Here is an 18,277-nt window from a genome sequence, read left to right on the forward strand (position 1 = left end):
ATTCCTCTGTAGGAGCGAGCTTGCTCGCGAATAACGCCAACGATAACGCAGCTCACCTGGTTTAACGCGGTGCTCTCAGGTTTTTCGCGAGCAAGCTCGCTCCTACAGTAGTTTGTAGACGGCAATGGCCGCGGGTATGCCCAACCCGACCCAACTCAACGAGTCCCACCACCCATCCCCCAGCAACGCCGCAAACAACCCGGCAGCACTGAGCAGGCCAATCCCCAGCGGTATGGCAAAGACCTTCCAGAAATTCGACTGCCGCGGCTTCATACCCTGGCCGCCTTGCGCCGTACGATCCATAAGTAAATGCCGCTCACCAGCACGATGATGGTCAGCACATCCAGTACCGCCCACAGGATCTTCATTGGCATACCGCCGTAATCACCGAAATGCAGGGGTTGGGACATGCCCATTGCATCCATGTACCACGGCCGTTCGGCGATGGCGGTGACTGCCAGGGTGCTGGCGTCGATCAGTACCGGTGTCAGCAAATGGGAGGTCAGGTGGGTGCTGCCTTTCATGAACACGGCGTAGTGATGTTCGCTGGAAAAGCGCGTGCCGGGGAAGGCGATAAAGTCCGGCTCCATACCCGGAGCGGCCTTGGCTGCAATCCTCAACAGCTCTGTGGCGGGCGCGCGCTGGGTCAGCGGCGGGGCGTTCTTATAGGGTTCGATCATGGCGCTGAGGCTGTCCTCGCGCCACGCCGCGATGATCAGGTCGGCGCAGGCGCTGATCACGCCGGTCACACCCACCACCAGCGCCCAGGTCAGGGTGACCACGCCGATCAGGTTGTGCAGGTCGAGCCAGCGCAGGCGGGGGGACTTATCCTGGCGCACCGTGGCGAACTTCAAGCGACGCATGAACGGCAGGTACAACACCGTGCCCGAGATAATCGCCAGCACAAACAGAAGGCCCATGAACGCCAGCAACAACTTGCCCGGCAGCCCGGCAAACATATCCACATGCAGGCGCAGCAGGAACAGGGTGAAGCCCCCATTGGCAGACGGCATTTCGACGGTTTCGCCAGTGCGGGCATCGAGCATGAAGGTGTGCGACGAGTTCGGCTCAGTGCCGGCTGTGGCCGCCATGATCGCGATCACGCCGTTGTTGTCGTCTTTGTCCCAGGCAAGGTACTGCATGGCCTCGCCGGGGCGATGGGCCTGCGCTTTAGCCACAAGCTGCTCGAGGTTGAGCCGGGGGGTATCGGCGGGCATCTGCGCCAGTTCGGGCTCATTGCCCAGCAGGTGGTCGATCTCGTGGTGAAACACCAATGGCAGGCCGGTGAGGGCGAGCAGCAGCAGGAATACGGTGCAGATCAGGCTGGTCCAGGTGTGGATGAAGGACCAGCGGCGGATGGTTTTGCTTTTCATTGTCTAGCCTTCAGATGCACCAAAGCCGCCCTGTGGGGCGGCCTGGTGGTTAGCTCAGCTGATTACCACTGGTAGGTGGCGCTGGCGACGACGCTGCGTTGGTCGCCGAAGTAGCAATAGGAGCCATCACAGGTGGAAATGTAGTCTTTGTTGAAGAGGTTGGTCGCGTTCACTTTCACCGACGCGCCCTTGAGACTGTTGTCCAGGCGACCGAGGTCGTAATGCACGGCGCCGTCGAACACGGTGTAGGCGTTGGCCTTGCCGGCCCAGGTATTGGCTTGGTCGCCATAGGTATTGCCGGTATAGCGTGCGCCGAAGCCGATACCGAAACCGTCGAGGGCGCCGGTGTGCCAGGTGTAGTCGGTCCACAAGGACGCTTGCTGATTAGGCATCAGTTGCAGGCGGTTGCCTTTGTACTGACCTTTTTGCACCTCAGACTTGGCCAGGGTGTAGGCCGCGATGACCTTGAGGTTTTCGGTCACATCAGACACGGCTTCCAGCTCCAGTCCCTTGACCTTTACTTCTCCGGTCTGGTCGGTCACGGAGGCGCCACCGGACTGGAAGCTGGTGACTTGCACGTTCTTCTGGGTCAGGTCGTAGACCGCCGCACTAAGCAGGGTGTTGGAGCCGGGTGGCTGGTATTTGATCCCCAACTCCCACTGCTTGCCTTCCGTCGGCTTGAACGACTGGAGGGGGTCGACGCTGGCGTTGCTCGCAGGCTGGAACGACTCGGCGTACGAGAGGTAGGGGACAAAGCCCGAGTCGAACACATAGCTCAGCGCCGCGTTGCCACTGAAATTCTTACTGCGGTCGGTATTGGTCGCGTCGTTCTTGTTGAAGTAGGTGGTGCCCTGGTGCACCCAGTCTTCACGACCACCAAGAGTCAGGCGCCAGTTGTCCAGGGCCATCTGGTCCTGCACGTAAAGGCCGGTTTGCACGGTTTTCTGGTTGTAATCGTAGAACGCGGTGGAGCGCGCCGGGCGCACGATCGGCTGGCCATAGACCGGGTTAAAGATGTTCGTGGTGCCACCGTCGCCGAAAATCGCCAGGTACGAGGTGTCGGTGCGTTGATGATCCAGACCCAGCAGCACGGTGTGGGAGATGTCACCAGTGGCGAAGTCAGCCTGGAAATTGTTGTCCACTGCGAACTGGCTGATGTCCTCGTCCACATTGGTTGAAGAGCGGCTGATGTCGCCATTGGCATCGGCGGGGGAGAAGGCAAACGAGCCTACCGTCAGTTGTTGGAACGCCAACTCGGATTTGGTGTAGCGCAGGTTCTGCTTGAATTGCCAGGTATCGTTGAAGCGGTGCTCGAACGCGTAGCCCAATGCGTAGTAGGTGCGGTCGTAGAAATCGTAGTCCGGGTCGCCGAGGTTCTTGTGGTGGGAAACCTTGCCTAGCGGTGATTTGATTTTGGTGCCCTGGATCGGCAGGAACTGGCTGGTGGTGCCGGTATCGTCACGGGTGAACTGTGATAGCAAGGTCAGCTTGGTGTCGGTGTCGATATTCCAGGTCAAGCTCGGTGCGATGTTGTACCGCTTGTTGTCGATGTGATCGACCTGGGTACCGGCATCGCGCACCACGCCGCCGACACTGTAGAGAAACTGGCCCTCATCATCGATCTTGCCAGTGCTTTCGAAATTGATCTGGCGGTAGTTGTCACTGCCGTATTGCATCTGGATGGCGTGGCTCGATTCAGCGCTGGGGCGGCGGCTGACCATATCCAGCAGGCCGCCCGGAGGCGTCTGGCCATAGACTGACGAGGCCGGCCCGCGCAGCAGGGCGAGGCGATCCAGGTTCCAGGTTTCGGCTTTTGGGTTAGCGTACACGCCGCGTGACAGTGGCAGGCCATCGAGGAATTGGGTGGGTTCAAAGCCGCGTACGCGCATCCAGTCGTAACGGGTGTCGCTGCCGTAGCTGGCGGACACGATGCCGGGCATGTATTTGACCGCGTCGTCGAGGTTCTGCACGTTACGGTCCTGCATCTGCTCGCGGGTGGCTACCGAGATCGAGCGTGGCGCCTCGACCAGCGCGGTATCGGTTTTGGTGCCGGCGGCGGTGCGCTTTGCTACATATCCCTCCACCGGCCCCCAAGCGCTTTCATAGCTGCCTTGGCCGGTGATGTTGGTCGTCGGCAAGGCAACGACGTCCTCTGGAACCGGCATCAAGGTGTAAGTGCCCGCACTGCTCTGCTCCAACTGCAACCCCGTCCCCCGCAAAGCTTCCCGCAACGCGCCCTGCGCATCGAACTGGCCTTTGACCGGCGCCGAGGTCTTGCCGGCGGCGAGTGCCGGGTTGAGGGTCAGCGCCAGGCCGGCCTGGCTGGCGATCTGGTTCAGGGTGGTGGCCAGGGGCGCAGCGGGCAGGTTATAGGCGCGCACACTGGAGGCTTGTTCGGCGGCGATCAGCGGTGTGCTGGCGAGCGGGGCGCTGAGGGCGATCGCCACGGCTAACAGGCTGGGGCGCAACAAGGTGTCTAGCGTGCGGGACATAAGGGCGGCTCCTGAATGGAAATATTTCTCAATTGCCTAGGTGCCGAGCGAGAATCGAAAAGTGATAGGGGTGAGTGAAAATATTTTTCGCAGGTGTGCTTGAGGGCCTCATCGCAGGCAAGCCAGCTCCCACAGTTGATGGTGTTCGCAATTCAAAATGTGGGAGCTGGCTTGCCTGCGATAGCAATCGCCCAGGCGCTGCAGACCCTAAGGCTTACCCTTGACGTTCACCCACCACGGCGTGTGCTGCTCGATCTGCACCGGCAAGGTCGGCAACAACGCGTTCAATGCCAGGGTGGTGTCGTGCAGTGGGAAACTGCCGGTGATGCGCAGGTCGGCCACATTCTTATCCACACCCAGGTAGCCGGTGCGATAGCGCGCCAACTCCTCTATCACATCCCCCAGCCGGGCGTTGTCGACCACCAGCATGCCGCGAGTCCAGGCATCGGTGGCCGGGGGGACGGCCAGCAGCGGTCCAAGGCCGTCGCTGCGCATCAGCACCTGCTGGCCCGCCTTGAACACCTGTTCCTGGTGCAACGCCTCGGGCTGGGCGGCCACGGCTGACTGCAACACACTCAGGCGCGTAGCGTCGTCTTCGCGCTTGACGATAAACCGGGTGCCCAGCGCCCGCAGGCTGCCGTCGCGGGTTTGCACGTAGAAAGGGCGTGAATCGTCGTGGCCGGTTTCGACGAGAATTTCGCCTGCCTGCAACACGATCAAGCGGCGTGTTTCGTCGAAGCGCACATCAATGGCGCTGTGGGTGTTGAGGTTGACTAGCGTGCCGTCCGCCAGCTTCAGCGTGCGCTGTTCACCGGTGGCGGTGCGCTGGTCGGCCAGCCAATAGTGGATAGGCACGTAACGCTCACCGGCAAACAGCGCCAGGCCGCACACCAGCACGATACTCGCCAGGCCCCGGCCCAGTTTGCGCACGCGCTGGCGAATGCCGTGGCGCGACTGCAGCAGCGCCGTCCGGGCCGGGCCCGAGGCCACGCTGAAACGCTGGTCGAGCATGCCCAACTGGCGCCAGGCGCGAGCGTGTTCCTCATCGCTGGCCAGCCATTTGCTGAACTCTTCCTGTGCCACCGCGCTGCCGTCGCCCGAGTCGAGGGACAGTTGCCAGGCAATCGCGGCATCCAGCACGCGCGACGACACCGGTTTGGAGCCGATGGCAGTCACGACGGCTCGCCATACAGCGCGATGTAGCACTGGCGAATGCCCTGGGCCAGGTATTGGCGCACGCGGGGTACGGACACGCCCAGGCGCTGGGCGATTTCGGCATGGCCCAGGCCGTCGAGGCGGTTATAAAGGAATGCGGCGCGGGCCTTGCTCGACAACTTGCCGAGCAGGCGGTCGATGGCCTTGAGGTCTTCGAGGATCAGTTGCTGGGCTTCCGGCGAAGGATGTTCGTTTTCCGGGATCAGCATCAATTCGGTGAGGTAGGCCTGTTCCAGGGCCGCACGACGGAAATAGTCGAACAGCAAACCCTTGGCGATGGCCACCAGGAACGCCCGCGGTTCGCGGGGCTCGCGCAACTCATCACGGCCCAGCAGGCGCATGAAGGTGTCCTGGCTCAGGTCTTCGGCACGGCTCGGGCACGCCACGTTACGCCGCAGCCACGCCAACAGCCAGCTACGGTGGTCGCGATATAACGCACCAACAAGCTCACTGCGTGGGGTCTGGACCGACGACAAGGCATCACCGAATAAGGTTTAAACTAACGAGAATTATTCGCGATTGTGTCAGAGGCGTGGGGTGGGCGCAATTGGCGTCTGTCGGGAGATGACATTAAAACGATGGCGCCTGTTTGCGCCGTTTCCATTGGGCCAAACGCTCTTGCAGTGCCTGGGGCGTGTCGATCTGTTGCTGCCGCGCACGGCTGAACAGGATCAGCATCAGCTCCGCCGTCGCTAACGCATCGGCGCTGGCATGGTGGCGTTCGCCGGCCTGTAGCCTGAAGTGGCTGAGCCAGTCATCCAGCCCGGCCTCGCGGATATGCGCCTGGGGGCACAACAGCGGGGCCAAGTCTGCTACATCCAGGAACGGATGGGCCAGGCGATGCCCCAGGCTGTCCTTGAGCGCCCGGCACAGCATGTGTTGATCAAATGGCGCATGGAAGGCCAGCAGTGGACTGTCGCCCACGAACGCCATGAAATCCAGCAACGCCTCGGCCGGGTCGCTGCCGGCGGCGATTGCACTGGGCCCCAGGCCGTGGATCAGCACACTGGGGCTGAGCTTGGTGTCGGTGCGCTGCAGGGTGCGTTCGAACAGTTGGGAGAAATCCACCGCACCGTCCTCGATGACCACGGCGCCGATGGACAGCACCTGGTCGCGATGAAGGTTCAGGCCGCTGGTTTCCAGGTCCACCACGACCCAGCGCTGGCTGCGCAATGGGCCGTTGCCCAGTTCGGCGGGCTTGGGTAACTGCTCCAGGCGCTGCTGTTGCGCAGTGCTGAGCCCAGGTTTTTTGGCGCGCAGCCAGCCAAACAAACTCATAGCTGATACCGCAAGCTCAGGCTGCTTTGCAGGCGTTGAGCTTGGCGCAGGGACTCACGCAGGATGCGCCGGTCCAGGTGGTTGAGGCTGTCGGGGTCGACGCGGTTGGAATAGGGCAGGTTCTCGCGGGTCTGCAATTGATGCTGCTGCATGCGGGTCTGCTGGATAAAGTGGTAGGCCTCTTCATAGGCGGCGCCATCCAGGGGTTGGATCACGGCCTTGTCCACCAACTGGCGCAGGCGTTCCAGGGTGTTATTGGCGTGGATGCCATGGGCCAGGGCCAACAGGCGCGCGCCGTCTACAAAGGGCGTAAGGCCCTGCACCTTGAGGTCGAGGGTGGCTTTTTCGCCATTTTTGCGGGTCAGCACGAACTCGCGGAAACGCCCCACTGGCGGGCGTCGCAGTAGTGCATTTTCGGCCAGCATCCGTTGGAACAAGCGGTTATCCGCCACCTGGTCGAGAATGCCCTGGCGCAGTTGCTCGCAACCGCGCTCGTCGCCCCACACCACGCGCAAGTCAAAATAGATGCTTGAGCCCAGTAGGTTTTCCGGTGTCGCCTCACGAATGAACGCGCCGAAGCGCCGCGCCCACTCCACGCGGGACAAGCACAGCTCGGGGTTGCCGGCCATGATATTGCCCTTACACAGGCTGAAGCCGCACAGCGCCAGGCTTTGGTTGATGTGCTGCGCCAGCGGTAGCAAGCGCTCACGCATGTCGGCGGCTTCAACGGCGTCCTTGGCCTCGAACAGAATGCCGTTGTCCTGGTCGGTGTACAGCGTTTGTTCGCGGCGGCCTTCGCTGCCAAAACACAGCCAACTGAAGGGCACGCCGGGGTCGCCTTTTTCCGCGAGGGTCAGCTCGATCACCCGGCACACGGTGTGGTCGTTGAGCAGCGTAATGATGTGGGTGATCTGGGTGGATGAGGCGCCATGGGCGAGCATGCGCTCCACCAACTGGCCGATTTCACCGCGAATCGCCACCAGGTTTTCCACCCGGGGCGCGTTGCGGATGGTGCGGGCCAGGTGCACCAGGTCCACACGCTGCAGGGAGAACAAGTCACGCTCGGAGACCACGCCACACAGGCGTTGGTCTTGCACCAGGCACACGTGGGCGATATGCCGCTCGGTCATGGCGATGGCCGCATCGAAAGCGCTGTGCTCCGGGCTCAAGAAAAACGGCGCCTGGGTCATGTGCCCGGCAATGCTTTGGCTGAAATCGCTGATGCCATCGGCCACCACCTGGCGCAGATCGCGCAGGGTGAAGATGCCCAGGGGCGCCTTGTGTTCGTTGACGATCACAATGCTGCCGACCTGCTGTTCGTGCATCAAGGTCACCGCTTCACGCAACGGCGTGTGCGGGCTGCAGGTGACCGGGTGGCGCATGGCCAATTCACCCAGGCGGGTATTCAAGGAGTATTGGGTGCCGAGGGTTTCCACGGCTTTTTGCTGCACCTGCTGGTTGACCTGGTCGAGCAAGCTGCTGACCCCGCGCAAGGCGAAATCACGAAACGGGCTAGACAGGGCGAACAGCTTGATAAAGGCCGGTTTGTTCAATTGCAGGCAAAAGGTGTCTTCAGCGGCTTTGTGTTCTGTACGGGTCGCGCGTTCACCCAGCAAGGCGGCGAGGGGGAAGCATTCGCCGGTGGCGATTTCAAAGGTGGTGTCCGCCGAGTCTGGCCGTTCACCCACGACCCGCCCCTGCTTGACGATATAAAAGTGCTCGACCGGGCCGCCCGACGGTTTGAGGATGCTGTCGCCGGGGCCGTAGAAACGCAGTTGGCACTGTTCCACCAGGAAGGCCAGGTGCGCCTGTTCCATCTGGTTGAACGGCGGGAAGCGTTGCAGGAATTGCAGGGTGCCGTGGATGTTCTGCAACACAGCGGTTTTCCCCGCCTGTGCGAATGCATCAGCTTTACTCATAACAGTGACCGCAGTGTTTTTGTCGTTATCGTGCTGCATGGTCGACTCCTGCGCAGTGGGTGCCCATTGGACGTAAGTCTAGGTCGAGGAATACCGCGCAAAACTAGGGAAAAACCTTACATGACAATCGTCCAAAACCCGTAGAACGCCCACTAGGCAAACTTTCCGACGAAGTGCACATTGTTCGCCCTTCCGCAGATGTCTGACGAGTGTGCTGGGAGATTGATGAGAACTGCTGAGAAACGTATGTCCGACCACGATATTTTGAGTGATGCCGAGCGCGAGGCGCTGAGCGCCGTGATGCTGGAGCCCGATTTACCCCCCCAACGCGTATTGATCGTGGACGACGACAAGGACGCGCGTGAACTGTTGGCGGAAATCCTTGGGCTCGACGGTATTCGCTGCATGACTGCCGAAAGTGGCGAGGCAGCGTGGGAGTTGTTGAAGACGAGCAGTTCCATCGGTTTGCTGATCACCGACCTGCGCATGGCGCCCAGCAATGGCCTGGAACTGATTCGCCAGGTGCGTGAGTCCACCCGTGCGGCGTTGCCGATCATCATCATGTCGGGGGACGCGGAAGCGCCCGATGTGATTGATGCGATGCACTTGAGCGTGGTGGATTTCTTGCTCAAGCCGATTGATAGCGTGAAGTTGGCGAAGTTGGTGAAGCGGGAGTTGGGGATGGTGCCCTGAGTGTGGGGTGACTGGCCTGGCCGCTTCGCGGGCAAGCCCGGCTCCCACATTTGAAATGCATTCCCCTGTGGGAGCTGGCTTGCCTGCGATTCAGGCAACGCGGTCTAACTGACACACCTGATAAAAAAGCCCCGATCTTTCGATCAGGGCTTTTTTGTGTCTGTAGGAGCGAGCGTGCTCGCGAAGAATACACAGCCACCGCGTTTATCCAGAATGCCTGCGTTATCGTTGACGTTTTTCGCGAGCAAGCTCGCTCCTACCATTACAGGCCGTTTTTAGCCTTGAACTCCCGACGCCTGCGGTGCAACACCGGCTCGGTATAGCCATTAGGCTGTTTGGTCCCTTCAATCACCAACTCCACCGCTGCCTGGAACGCGATGTTGCTGTCGAAATCCGGAGCCAGTGGGCGGTACAACGCATCCCCGGCATTCTGGCGGTCTACCACCGGCGCCATGCGCTTGAGGCTTTCCATCACTTGAGCTTCGTTGACGATGCCGTGGCGCAGCCAGTTGGCAATGTGCTGGCTGGAAATACGCAGGGTGGCGCGGTCTTCCATCAGGCCGACATCGTTGATGTCCGGCACCTTGGAGCAGCCCACACCCTGGTCGATCCAGCGCACCACATAGCCGAGGATGCCCTGGGCGTTGTTGTCCAGCTCGTTGCGGATCTCTTCTTCGGACCAATCGGTGTTGCTGGCCAAAGGAATGGTGAGGATATCGTCCACCGAAGCGCGCTCGCGCTTGGCCAGTTCGGCCTGGCGGGCAAACACATCAACCTTGTGGTAGTGCAACGCATGCAGGGCCGCTGCGGTCGGCGACGGTACCCAGGCGGTGTTGGCACCGGCCAGTGGATGGGCGATTTTCTGCTCAAGCATCGCTGCCATCAGGTCGGGCATTGCCCACATGCCTTTACCGATTTGTGCACGACCTTGCAGGCCGGTGCTCAGGCCGATATCGACGTTCCAGTTCTCATAGGCACCGATCCATTTTTCCGCCTTCATGGCCGCCTTGCGCACCATCGCACCGGCTTCCATGGAGGTGTGGATTTCATCGCCAGTGCGGTCGAGGAAACCGGTGTTGATAAACACCACGCGCTCGCTGGCTGCCTTGATGCAGGCCTTGAGGTTGACCGTGGTGCGGCGCTCCTCGTCCATGATCCCGACCTTGAGAGTGTTGCGCGCCAGGTTCAGCACCTCTTCGATGCGACCGAACAGTTCGTTGGTAAACGCAGCTTCTTCCGGGCCGTGCATCTTCGGTTTCACGATGTACACAGAACCGGTGCGGCTGTTCTTGCGCGTGTTGTTGCCGTTGAGGCTGTGGATCGCCGCCAGGCTGGTGATCAGGCCGTCGAGGATGCCTTCGGGCACTTCGTTGCCGTCTTTATCGAGGATCGCATCGATGGTCATCAAGTGGCCAACGTTGCGCACGAACAACAGCGAACGGCCGTGCAGGGTCACGTCGCTGCCATCCACGCCGGTGTAGACACGGTCAGGGTTCATGGTGCGGGTGAAGGTCTTGCCGCCCTTGGCCACTTCTTCGGCCAGGTCGCCCTTCATCAGGCCGAGCCAGTTGCGGTAGATCACCACTTTGTCATCGGCGTCCACGGCAGCCACGGAGTCTTCGCAGTCCATGATGGTGGTCAGCGCAGCTTCCATCAGCACGTCTTTGACGCCGGCAGCGTCGGTTTGGCCGACTGGGGTGCTGGCGTCGATCTGGATTTCGAAGTGCAGGCCATTGTGCTTGAGCAGGATCGCAATCGGCTCGGCCGCAGGGCCCTGGAAACCGATCAACTGGGCATCGTCACGCAGGCCGCTGTTGCTGCCGCCTTTGAGGCTGACGATCAGCTTGCCATCGACGATTTTGTAGCCGGTGGAATCGACATGGCTGCCGGCGCTGAGCGGTGCGGCTTCGTCGAGGAAGGCGCGGGCGAAGGCAATGACCTTGTCACCACGCACTTTGTTATAGCCCTTGCCCTTCTCGGCGCCGTTGGCTTCGCTGATGGCGTCGGTGCCATAGAGCGCGTCGTACAGCGAGCCCCAGCGCGCATTCGAGGCATTCAGGGCGAAGCGGGCGTTCATCACCGGCACGACCAGCTGTGGGCCGGCCATGCGTGCGATCTCATCATCGACGTTTTGGGTCGAGGCCTGGAAGTCTGCGGCTTCTGGCAGCAGGTAGCCGATGTCTTGCAGGAAGGCTTTGTAGGCCACCGGGTCATGGGCCTGGCCTGCGTGGGTCTGGTGCCAGGTATCGATCCGCGCCTGGAAGTCGTCGCGTTTGGCGAGTAGGGCTTTGTTCTTCGGAGCCAGGTCATGGATGACCTTGTCGGCACCAGCCCAGAACTGGTCGGCAGTGATGCCGGTACCGGGAATGGCTTCGTTGTTCACGAAGTCGAACAGGACTTTGGCGACCTGCAGGCCACCGACTTGAACGTGTTCAGTCATTGCTTGCCTCACTCTGCGGAGCTTATGCGCTTTATCAGATTTTCATTATGTAGTGCACGGTTTGGCATACTACATGATGACTTGCGGTTGTGAAAATTAGACTAAATACGTCGTTTAGCGACCCACTTTGGTCGTACGGTCACAGCGGAGAACCGGATGTTCTCAAAAAACTATTGGATTGTTCCAGATAAATATAAAAATGGTACACGATTTGTCTGTGGGAGCTGGCTTGCCTGCGATGGTCGTTAACGCTCACGCGAACCTTCTGGATAAACGCGGCATGTCTATAATCGAGGATCAACCAACCGAGGGACTGCGCCATGGACCATCTTGTACTCACTATTATCGCCGCCGACAAACCCGGCCTGGTTGAACGCATCGCGCAGAACATTGCCAGTCACGGTGGTAACTGGCTGGAAAGCCGCATGGCGCACATGGCCGGGCAGTTTGCCGGGATCCTGCGGGTCAGTGTGCCGACCGAGCAGCGCCAGGCATTGGTGGGGGCGCTGGAGGATTTATCCACCCATGGCATTCGCGTGTTGGTGGGTGAGGGCAGCAGTGGCCAGGCATCGGCGTCCAAGCCGATCCTGATGACCCTGGTGGGCAATGATCGCTCGGGCATCGTGCGTGAGATCACGGCGCTGTTGAGCCAGCAGGGCGTCAACCTTGAACGCCTGAGCACCGATGTGCGCCCGGCGCCCATGAGTGGTGATCCGCTGTTCAACGCAGAGGCGTTGTTGCAAGTGCCGGCCACGCTGTCATTGGAGACCTTGCAGGAGGCTTTGGAAACCTTGGCCGATGACTTGATGGTAGAACTGCGTCAGGAGGAATAACGAGCCACAAGGTTATGCATCGAAATCTTGCATGGGCCTGTGGATAACCTGTAGAGACCCGACCCCAGGCCACGCCCGCCGGGCATTTGCGCAAGTTGAGCAAAAAACGAGCAGTTTCAAGGGCTTGTGCACAAATGGCGGGGATCAGGTTGTGGATAACCTTGGGGTGGAACGCTGCAAGCCACGAAGGCTGTGGCTTGCAGAGGTCTGTACGTTATTTGATCAGCGTTTGCGCACGGTCAGCCAGGCATCCAGGCTGTACACCACCAGCCCGGCCCAGATAAAGGCGAAGGCGATCAACGTGCTCGGCGCCAGGTGTTCACCGAACAACAGCACGGCTTCGAGCAACACCAGCGTCGGCGCCACATACTGCAAAAAGCCCAGGGCGGTGTAGGGCAAATGCCGTGCAGCGGCGTTGAAGCACACCAGGGGAATCAGCGTCACCGGGCCTGCGGCCACCAGCCACCAGGCCTCGGAGGTGCTCCAGAACGCCAGCTGCGCGCTGTGGGCGGTCGGGTTGAACAGCAACCAGGCGACGGCAATGGGGACCAGCATCCAAGTTTCCACCACCAGCCCAGGCAGCGCCTTGACCGGTGCCTGCTTGCGGATCAAACCGTAGAAGCCGAACGTCAGCGCCAGCGCCAGCGACACCCACGGCAGGCTACCGACTTGCCACACCTGCTGCGCCACACCCGCCGCAGCCAACCCGACAGCCACCCATTGCAAGCGACGCAGGCGCTCGCCGAGGATCAACATGCCCAGCAGCACATTCACCAGTGGGTTGATGTAATAACCCAGGCTTGCTTCAAGCATGCGCCCGGTGTTCACCGACCACACATAGGTCAGCCAGTTAGCGGCAATCAACGAACCGCTGAGGGCCAGGATCGCCAAGCGCTTGGGGTTGTCGCGCAGCTCGCGGAACCAGCCGGGGTGTTTCCACACCATCAGCAACAGCCCACCAAACAACGCCGACCACAACACGCGGTGCACGATGATCTCGGCGGCGGGCACGCTGGCGATGGCTTTGAAGTAGAGCGGGAACAGACCCCAGATGACATAGGCGCTCAGGCCCAGGATGTACCCCTTGCGAGGGTTGGCGGCGTGCATTGCAGAATCCTTGCTTAGGCAGCTAACAAAGCGCAATTGTAAGGATATTTGTCAGACAATGGGCGCCGCTTTTTGGTGGGAGCTGGCTTGCCTGCGATGCAGACGACTCGGTGTATCAGTAACACCGAGTTGATGCCATCGCAGGCAAGCCAGCTCCCACAGGAGGTAGGGCCAGGTCAGAAGAGTTTTAGCGGTTCTTCGTTGAGCGCCGACAGTTGCTCGCGCAACGCCAGCACCTGGTCACCCCAATACCGTTCGCTGCCAAACCACGGAAAGCTATGGGGAAACGCCGGGTCGTCCCAGCGTCGTGCGAGCCAGGCACTGTAGTGCATCAGGCGCAGGGCGCGCAGTGGTTCGATCAGCGCCAGTTCACGGGGGTCGAAGTCGTGGAATTCCTGGTAGCCATCCATCAGCTCCGAAAGCTGGCCGAGGCATTCCTGGCGGTCGCCAGCCAGCATCATCCACAGGTCTTGCACCGCCGGGCCCATGCGGCAGTCATCCAGGTCGACGATATGGAACATCTCGTCGCGGCACATCATGTTGCCGGGGTGGCAGTCACCGTGCATGCGGATGTTTTTGTGCGGCGTGGCCTTGTAAACCTCTTCCACACGCTTGAGCAAGTCGCGGGCCACGGACTCGTAGGCCGGCAGCAGGCTTTTGGGAATGAAGTTGCCTTCAAGCAAGGTGGTGAGGGAGTCGTGACCGAAGTTCTTCACCCCCAAGGCTTCGCGGTGCTCGAATGGGCGAGTGGAGCCTACGGCGTGCAAGCGACCGAGCAGTTGCCCGAGCCGGTAAAGCTGATCGAGGTTGCCCGGCTCTGGCGCGCGGCCGCCACGGCGCGGAAACAGGGTGAAGCGGAAACCTGCGTGTTCGAACAGGCTCTCGCCGTTGTGGATCAACGGCGCAACCACCGGAACATCGCACTCGGCCAATTCGAAGGTGAAGCGGTGTTCTTCCAGGATCGCCTCGTTGGTCCAGCGCTGGGGGCGATAGAACTTGGCGATCAGCGGTTCGGCGTCTTCGATGCCCACTTGGTACACGCGGTTTTCGTAGCTGTTGAGCGCCAGAACCCGCGCGTCGCTGAGGAAACCGATGCTTTCGACGGCGTCGAGCACCAGGTCTGGGGTGAGTGTTTCAAACGGGTGGGCCATGCGAACTCCTGCGCGCAGCAGGGCGCCGCGTCCGGCCGGGTATGGTAACGCTGTAGGAGCGAGCTTGCTCGCGAAAAACCAGAGAGCGGCGCGGAGCGTCAGGTTTCCCGCGTTATCGTTGACGATCTTCGCGGGCAAGCCCGCTCCTACAGGGATAGCGGTCTATCAGGCGCCTACGGTCCCGCCATCATCCCGCCGAATCGCCATCACCGAGGAACGCGGCTTGCCATTGGGCAGGTGTTCCGGCCAGGTCGAGCCACCGGTTTCCCCTGGGTGCTGAATGCCCACGAACAACGTCTTCTGGTCCGGCGAAAAGCTGATCCCCGTCACTTCACATGCCACCGGCCCCACCATGAAACGACGGATTTCACCGGTGCTCGGATCGGCACACAGCATCTGGTTGTTGCCCATGCCCGCAAAGTCGCCGGCGTTGCTGTAGTCGCCGTCGGTGAGGATCCACAGGCGCCCGGCTTTGTCGAAACCCAGGCCGTCGGGGCTGTTGAACATGTTTTGCGGGTTGATGTTGGACGAGCCGCCCTTGGGGTTGCCGGCATGCACGCCGGGGTTGCCGGCCACCACGAACAGGTCCCAGGTGAAGTCCGTGGCACCGTGGTTATCGGCGTCGGCTTTCCAGCGCAGGATCTGGCCGTAGAGGTTTTTCTCCCGTGGGTTGGGCCCGCCCACCGGCTGGCCCTCTTCGCCGCGCTTGGCGTTGTTGGTCAGGGTGCAATAGACCTGGCCGTCGGTAGGGCTGACCACGATCCATTCCGGGCGGTCCATGCGTGTGGCTTTCACCACGCTGGCGGCCAGGCGCGCGTGAATCAGTACCTCGGCCTGGTTGGCGAAACCGCTGCTGGCGTCGATGCCGTTTTTGCCATGGGTGAGTTCAACCCACTGGCCTTTGCCCTTGGGATGGTCGGCGTTGCCGTCGCCCGCGTCGAAGATCGCCACGTACAAGGTGCCGTGGTCGAGCAGGTCTTTGTTGGCCTTCGGGTTGTTGTGGTTGATCTGATCGCGGCTGACGAACTTGTAGATGAATTCACCGCGTTCATCGTCGCCCATGTACACCACGGCGCGGCCGTCACGGGTTTCGGTGAGGGCCGCGTTTTCGTGTTTGAAGCGGCCTAAGGCCGTGCGCTTGACCGGGGTGGATTGCGGATCGAACGGGTCGATTTCCACCACCCATCCATGGCGATTGAGTTCGTTGGGGTTCTTGGCCATATCAAAGCGCGGGTCGTGCGGGTGCCAGTTGATGTCCTTGCTGGCGGCCACCACGCCGTAGCGCTTCTGCCCTGCATCGAAGGTTTGCTGCGGGTTGCTGCTGCCGAAGCAGTCGGTGAAGTTTTCTTCGCAGGTCAGGTAGGTGCCCCACGGCGTCTTGCCGTTGGCGCAGTTCTGGAACGTGCCGAGGACTTTTTTGCCGCTCTTGTCGGCGGTGGTTTTCAGCCAGTCATGGCCGGCGGCAGGGCCACTCAAACGGATCGGTGAATTGCCGTGGATGCGCCGGTTATAGCGCGAGTCCTGGACGAACTGCCAAGTGTCACCCTTGCGGCGCACTTCGATCACCGACACGCCTTCGCTGGCCAGGGCCTTGCGCACGTCTTCGGCCGATTGTGGCGCGCCGCCGTGGGCGTAGAGGTAGCGATAGTTGGTGTATTCGTTGTTGATCGCCATCAGCGCGCGGTTGTCGTCACCGGGGAATGGAAACAGGCTCATGCCGTCGTTGTTGTCGCCGAACTGTTGTTCCTGAGCCTTGGCGGTGCCATGGCCGGACGGGTCGAAAGCCGGGGCGTTCTTGTGCAGGGGCTGGCCCCAACTGATCAACACCGAAGCGCTGTAGCCCGGTGGCAGGGTGATGGTGTCGCTGGTGGCGGCGGCGATGCTGGTGAACCCCAGCAGCGGGCTGGCGGAAGCGGCATTCACCGCCAGGGCGCTGCGGCTCAGCAGGTTACCGCCGAGGAACATCGCAGCGCCGCACAGGGCACCTGCGCCGATAAAGCGACGGCGGGTCAGGCCCACCATCTGTTCAAGGTCGGTGGCTTGGTTTTCTTCTAATAGGCTCATCACAGGCTCCTTAAGGTTTTTGCAGACACCTTAAGCAGCGCTTGTGACCGAATTGTTGCAGCTTGAAGACGCGCGCCCGTTACACCGGGGTGCCGAGCAATACATGGCTGGGTGCAAACTGCACGCGGATCGGCTGGCCCTGCGCTGCGTCGATGGCCTTGAGTGCGACGGGCTGCGCCAGCGCGCACAACACTTGGCCGTTGGGCAGGGCGATACGCACCTCACTGGGGCCATCTTCGGCGGCGAGAATGGTCTCGATCACGCCGCTCAGGCAATTGTGTCCAAGTGTTTCAGCTTGCCCGTCCGCCAGTAATTCAAGCCATCCGGCCTTGATCAGGGCCACCACTTCCACGCCGCTCTGCAGTTCCAGGCGCAGGGTGCTGTCGTGGGTAATCTGGGCGTCGAGGTGCAGGCCGCCGGCCAATTGCAGGCGGATCATGTCGTTGTGGCCGTGGCTCTCTATGGCGCTGACCTGGCCGTGCAATTGGTTGCGCGCGCTGGTGCGCAGCATCAAACGGCCCAGCAGGTTGAAGTCGCTGGCCGCTTCGTCCGAGCCAAGGATCTCGGCCTGAAGCAGTTGCAGGCGCTGATAAAGACGCAGCACCCGTTCACCTTCTTGCGTCAGTTTGGCGCCGCCACCGCCCTTGCCACCGACGCTGCGTTGCACCAGCGGTTTCTGCGCCAGGTTGTTCAGCTCATCAATGGCGTCCCAGGCGGCCTTGTAACTCAACCCGGCACTCTTGGCCGCACGGGTGATGGAGCCCTGCTCGGCGATATGCCCCAGCAAGGCAATACGCTGGGGGCGGCGGATGATGTGTTGGCTGAGAGGGCTGGGCACAGACATGGCAGATACGCTTGGGTGAGATGCGCCGACGTTGCCGCGCTGGCGCAGGGGAGTCAAGTCAACTGCCGGGTTTGGGCGTACGGGCCAGGCAATACACGTCCACCTGGCGTGCGCCGGCATTTATCAACACGCGCGCCAGGCTGTGGGCGGTGGCGCCGGTGGTGAGGACGTCGTCTACCAGCGCCAGATGTTGTCCGGTAACCTGGATGCCGGGGGCCAGTGCGAAGGCGTTGAGCAGGTTGCGTCTGCGGGTCTTGGCATCGAGGTCTTGCTGCGCCACGGTTTCATGGGGACGTAATAGCGCGTGTTCATCAAAGGGAATGTCGAGGGCGTGACTGAGCCAGCGGGCCAGCATCAACGCTTGATTAAAGCCGCGTTCGCGCAGGCGTTTGCGCGCCATGGGCACCGGCAGCAGGCAGTCGGGGCGCTCCAGTTCGGCGTTATCGAAGCGATGCTGCAAGTGCTGCCCCAGCAGGCGCGCCAGCAAGTGCCCCAGCGGCCAACGCGCCTGATGCTTGAAGCGGCTGATCAGGGTGTCCACGGGAAAACGGTAGACCCATGGCGCCACCACCTGGTGAAAGGCCGCAGGCTCTTTTTGGCACTGGCCACAGAGCAGTCCGTCCATGGGCAAGGGCAGTGCGCAGCGTTCGCACTGTTCCATCAGCCATGGCAATTCTGTTTCGCAGGCACTGCACAGGGGCTCGACTGATTCGATGCACTCATCGCAGATCAAACAGGGTTGTATGCTTTTTAACCAGATGTAAACTTGGTGTTTGTACTCAGGTTGACAGTGCATGAATCTTCCTTAAATATGCCGAGCATCCGTGTCGTGCCTGTGGGTATTGCCCTTCCCGCAGCGCTTGCCAAA

The 18,277-nt window shown here is 61.3% G+C and carries 15 protein-coding genes; 2 read left to right on the plus strand and 13 right to left on the minus strand.

Translation table 11 applies throughout. The features are described 5' to 3' along the window. Nucleotides 1–102: 102 nt before the first annotated feature. The 7 genes from CER19_RS28840 to CER19_RS21850 form a co-directional block, all read right to left on the minus strand. Entirely contained in the window at nt 103–273 is a 171-nt protein-coding gene (locus CER19_RS28840; protein ID WP_165861662.1) for a hypothetical protein, read from the minus strand. Next, a complete protein-coding gene (locus tag CER19_RS21825; RefSeq protein ID WP_116667938.1) occupies nt 270–1,373 on the minus strand; it encodes a PepSY domain-containing protein in 1,104 nt (367 codons plus the stop codon). Before CER19_RS21825 ends, CER19_RS28840 begins: the two co-directional genes overlap by 4 nt. 62 nt (nt 1,374–1,435) lie before the next feature. Further along, on the minus strand, nt 1,436–3,865 hold the full coding sequence (locus CER19_RS21830; protein WP_116667939.1) for a TonB-dependent siderophore receptor: 2,430 nt from the start codon (nt 3,863–3,865) through the stop codon (nt 1,436–1,438). A 207-nt stretch (nt 3,866–4,072) separates the two neighbouring features. Next, entirely contained in the window at nt 4,073–5,041 is a 969-nt protein-coding gene (locus tag CER19_RS21835; RefSeq protein ID WP_116667940.1) for a FecR domain-containing protein, read from the minus strand. Continuing rightward, on the minus strand, nt 5,038–5,556 hold the full coding sequence (locus CER19_RS21840; protein WP_116667941.1) for an RNA polymerase sigma factor: 519 nt from the start codon (nt 5,554–5,556) through the stop codon (nt 5,038–5,040). Before CER19_RS21840 ends, CER19_RS21835 begins: the two co-directional genes overlap by 4 nt. 94 nt (nt 5,557–5,650) lie before the next feature. Further along, a complete protein-coding gene (locus tag CER19_RS21845) occupies nt 5,651–6,358 on the minus strand; it encodes a PolC-type DNA polymerase III (RefSeq protein ID WP_116667942.1) in 708 nt (235 codons plus the stop codon). Further along, nucleotides 6,355–8,277, minus strand: coding sequence for a putative nucleotidyltransferase substrate binding domain-containing protein (locus CER19_RS21850; RefSeq protein WP_116667994.1), 1,923 nt, complete (start codon nt 8,275–8,277; stop codon nt 6,355–6,357). The genes CER19_RS21845 and CER19_RS21850 overlap by 4 nt, the downstream gene beginning before the upstream one ends. A gap of 246 nt (nt 8,278–8,523) precedes the next feature. Here CER19_RS21850 and CER19_RS21855 point away from each other — a divergent pair, with 246 nt between their 5' ends. Continuing rightward, complete coding sequence (locus CER19_RS21855) at nt 8,524–8,970, plus strand: response regulator (RefSeq protein WP_116667943.1); 447 nt, start codon at nt 8,524–8,526, stop codon at nt 8,968–8,970. Nucleotides 8,971–9,232: 262 nt separating this feature from the next. Here the strand turns inward: CER19_RS21855 and CER19_RS21860 are convergent, their stop codons facing one another. Next, nucleotides 9,233–11,410 carry a malate synthase G gene (locus tag CER19_RS21860; RefSeq protein ID WP_116667944.1) on the minus strand — a complete coding sequence of 726 codons (2,178 nt, stop codon included), beginning with the start codon at nt 11,408–11,410 and terminating at the stop codon, nt 9,233–9,235. A gap of 320 nt (nt 11,411–11,730) precedes the next feature. On the opposite strand from CER19_RS21860, the gene CER19_RS21865 reads away from it, so the two are divergent. Then, nucleotides 11,731–12,243 carry a glycine cleavage system protein R gene (locus tag CER19_RS21865; protein WP_116667945.1) on the plus strand — a complete coding sequence of 171 codons (513 nt, stop codon included), beginning with the start codon at nt 11,731–11,733 and terminating at the stop codon, nt 12,241–12,243. A gap of 222 nt (nt 12,244–12,465) precedes the next feature. On the opposite strand, the gene rarD is transcribed toward CER19_RS21865, so the two are convergent. From rarD to CER19_RS21890, 5 genes are all read right to left on the minus strand, one after another. Further along, complete coding sequence (rarD, locus tag CER19_RS21870) at nt 12,466–13,350, minus strand: EamA family transporter RarD (RefSeq protein ID WP_094773874.1); 885 nt, start codon at nt 13,348–13,350, stop codon at nt 12,466–12,468. Nucleotides 13,351–13,526: 176 nt separating this feature from the next. Next, complete coding sequence (locus CER19_RS21875; protein WP_034128855.1) at nt 13,527–14,501, minus strand: serine/threonine protein kinase; 975 nt, start codon at nt 14,499–14,501, stop codon at nt 13,527–13,529. 165 nt (nt 14,502–14,666) lie between these two features. After that, on the minus strand, nt 14,667–16,565 hold the full coding sequence (locus CER19_RS21880; RefSeq protein WP_116667946.1) for a PhoX family phosphatase: 1,899 nt from the start codon (nt 16,563–16,565) through the stop codon (nt 14,667–14,669). A 79-nt stretch (nt 16,566–16,644) separates the two neighbouring features. After that, nucleotides 16,645–17,409 (minus strand): TOBE domain-containing protein, encoded by a 765-nt coding sequence (locus tag CER19_RS21885; protein ID WP_116667947.1) that lies wholly within the window; start codon nt 17,407–17,409, stop codon nt 16,645–16,647. A gap of 58 nt (nt 17,410–17,467) precedes the next feature. Then, nucleotides 17,468–18,205 (minus strand): ComF family protein, encoded by a 738-nt coding sequence (locus tag CER19_RS21890; RefSeq protein WP_116667948.1) that lies wholly within the window; start codon nt 18,203–18,205, stop codon nt 17,468–17,470. Between the last annotated feature and the right edge of the window lie 72 nt (nt 18,206–18,277).

This window comes from Pseudomonas sp. GL93, from assembly GCF_003408955.1.
Taxonomy (GTDB): Bacteria; Pseudomonadota; Gammaproteobacteria; order Pseudomonadales; family Pseudomonadaceae; genus Aquipseudomonas; species Aquipseudomonas paracarnis.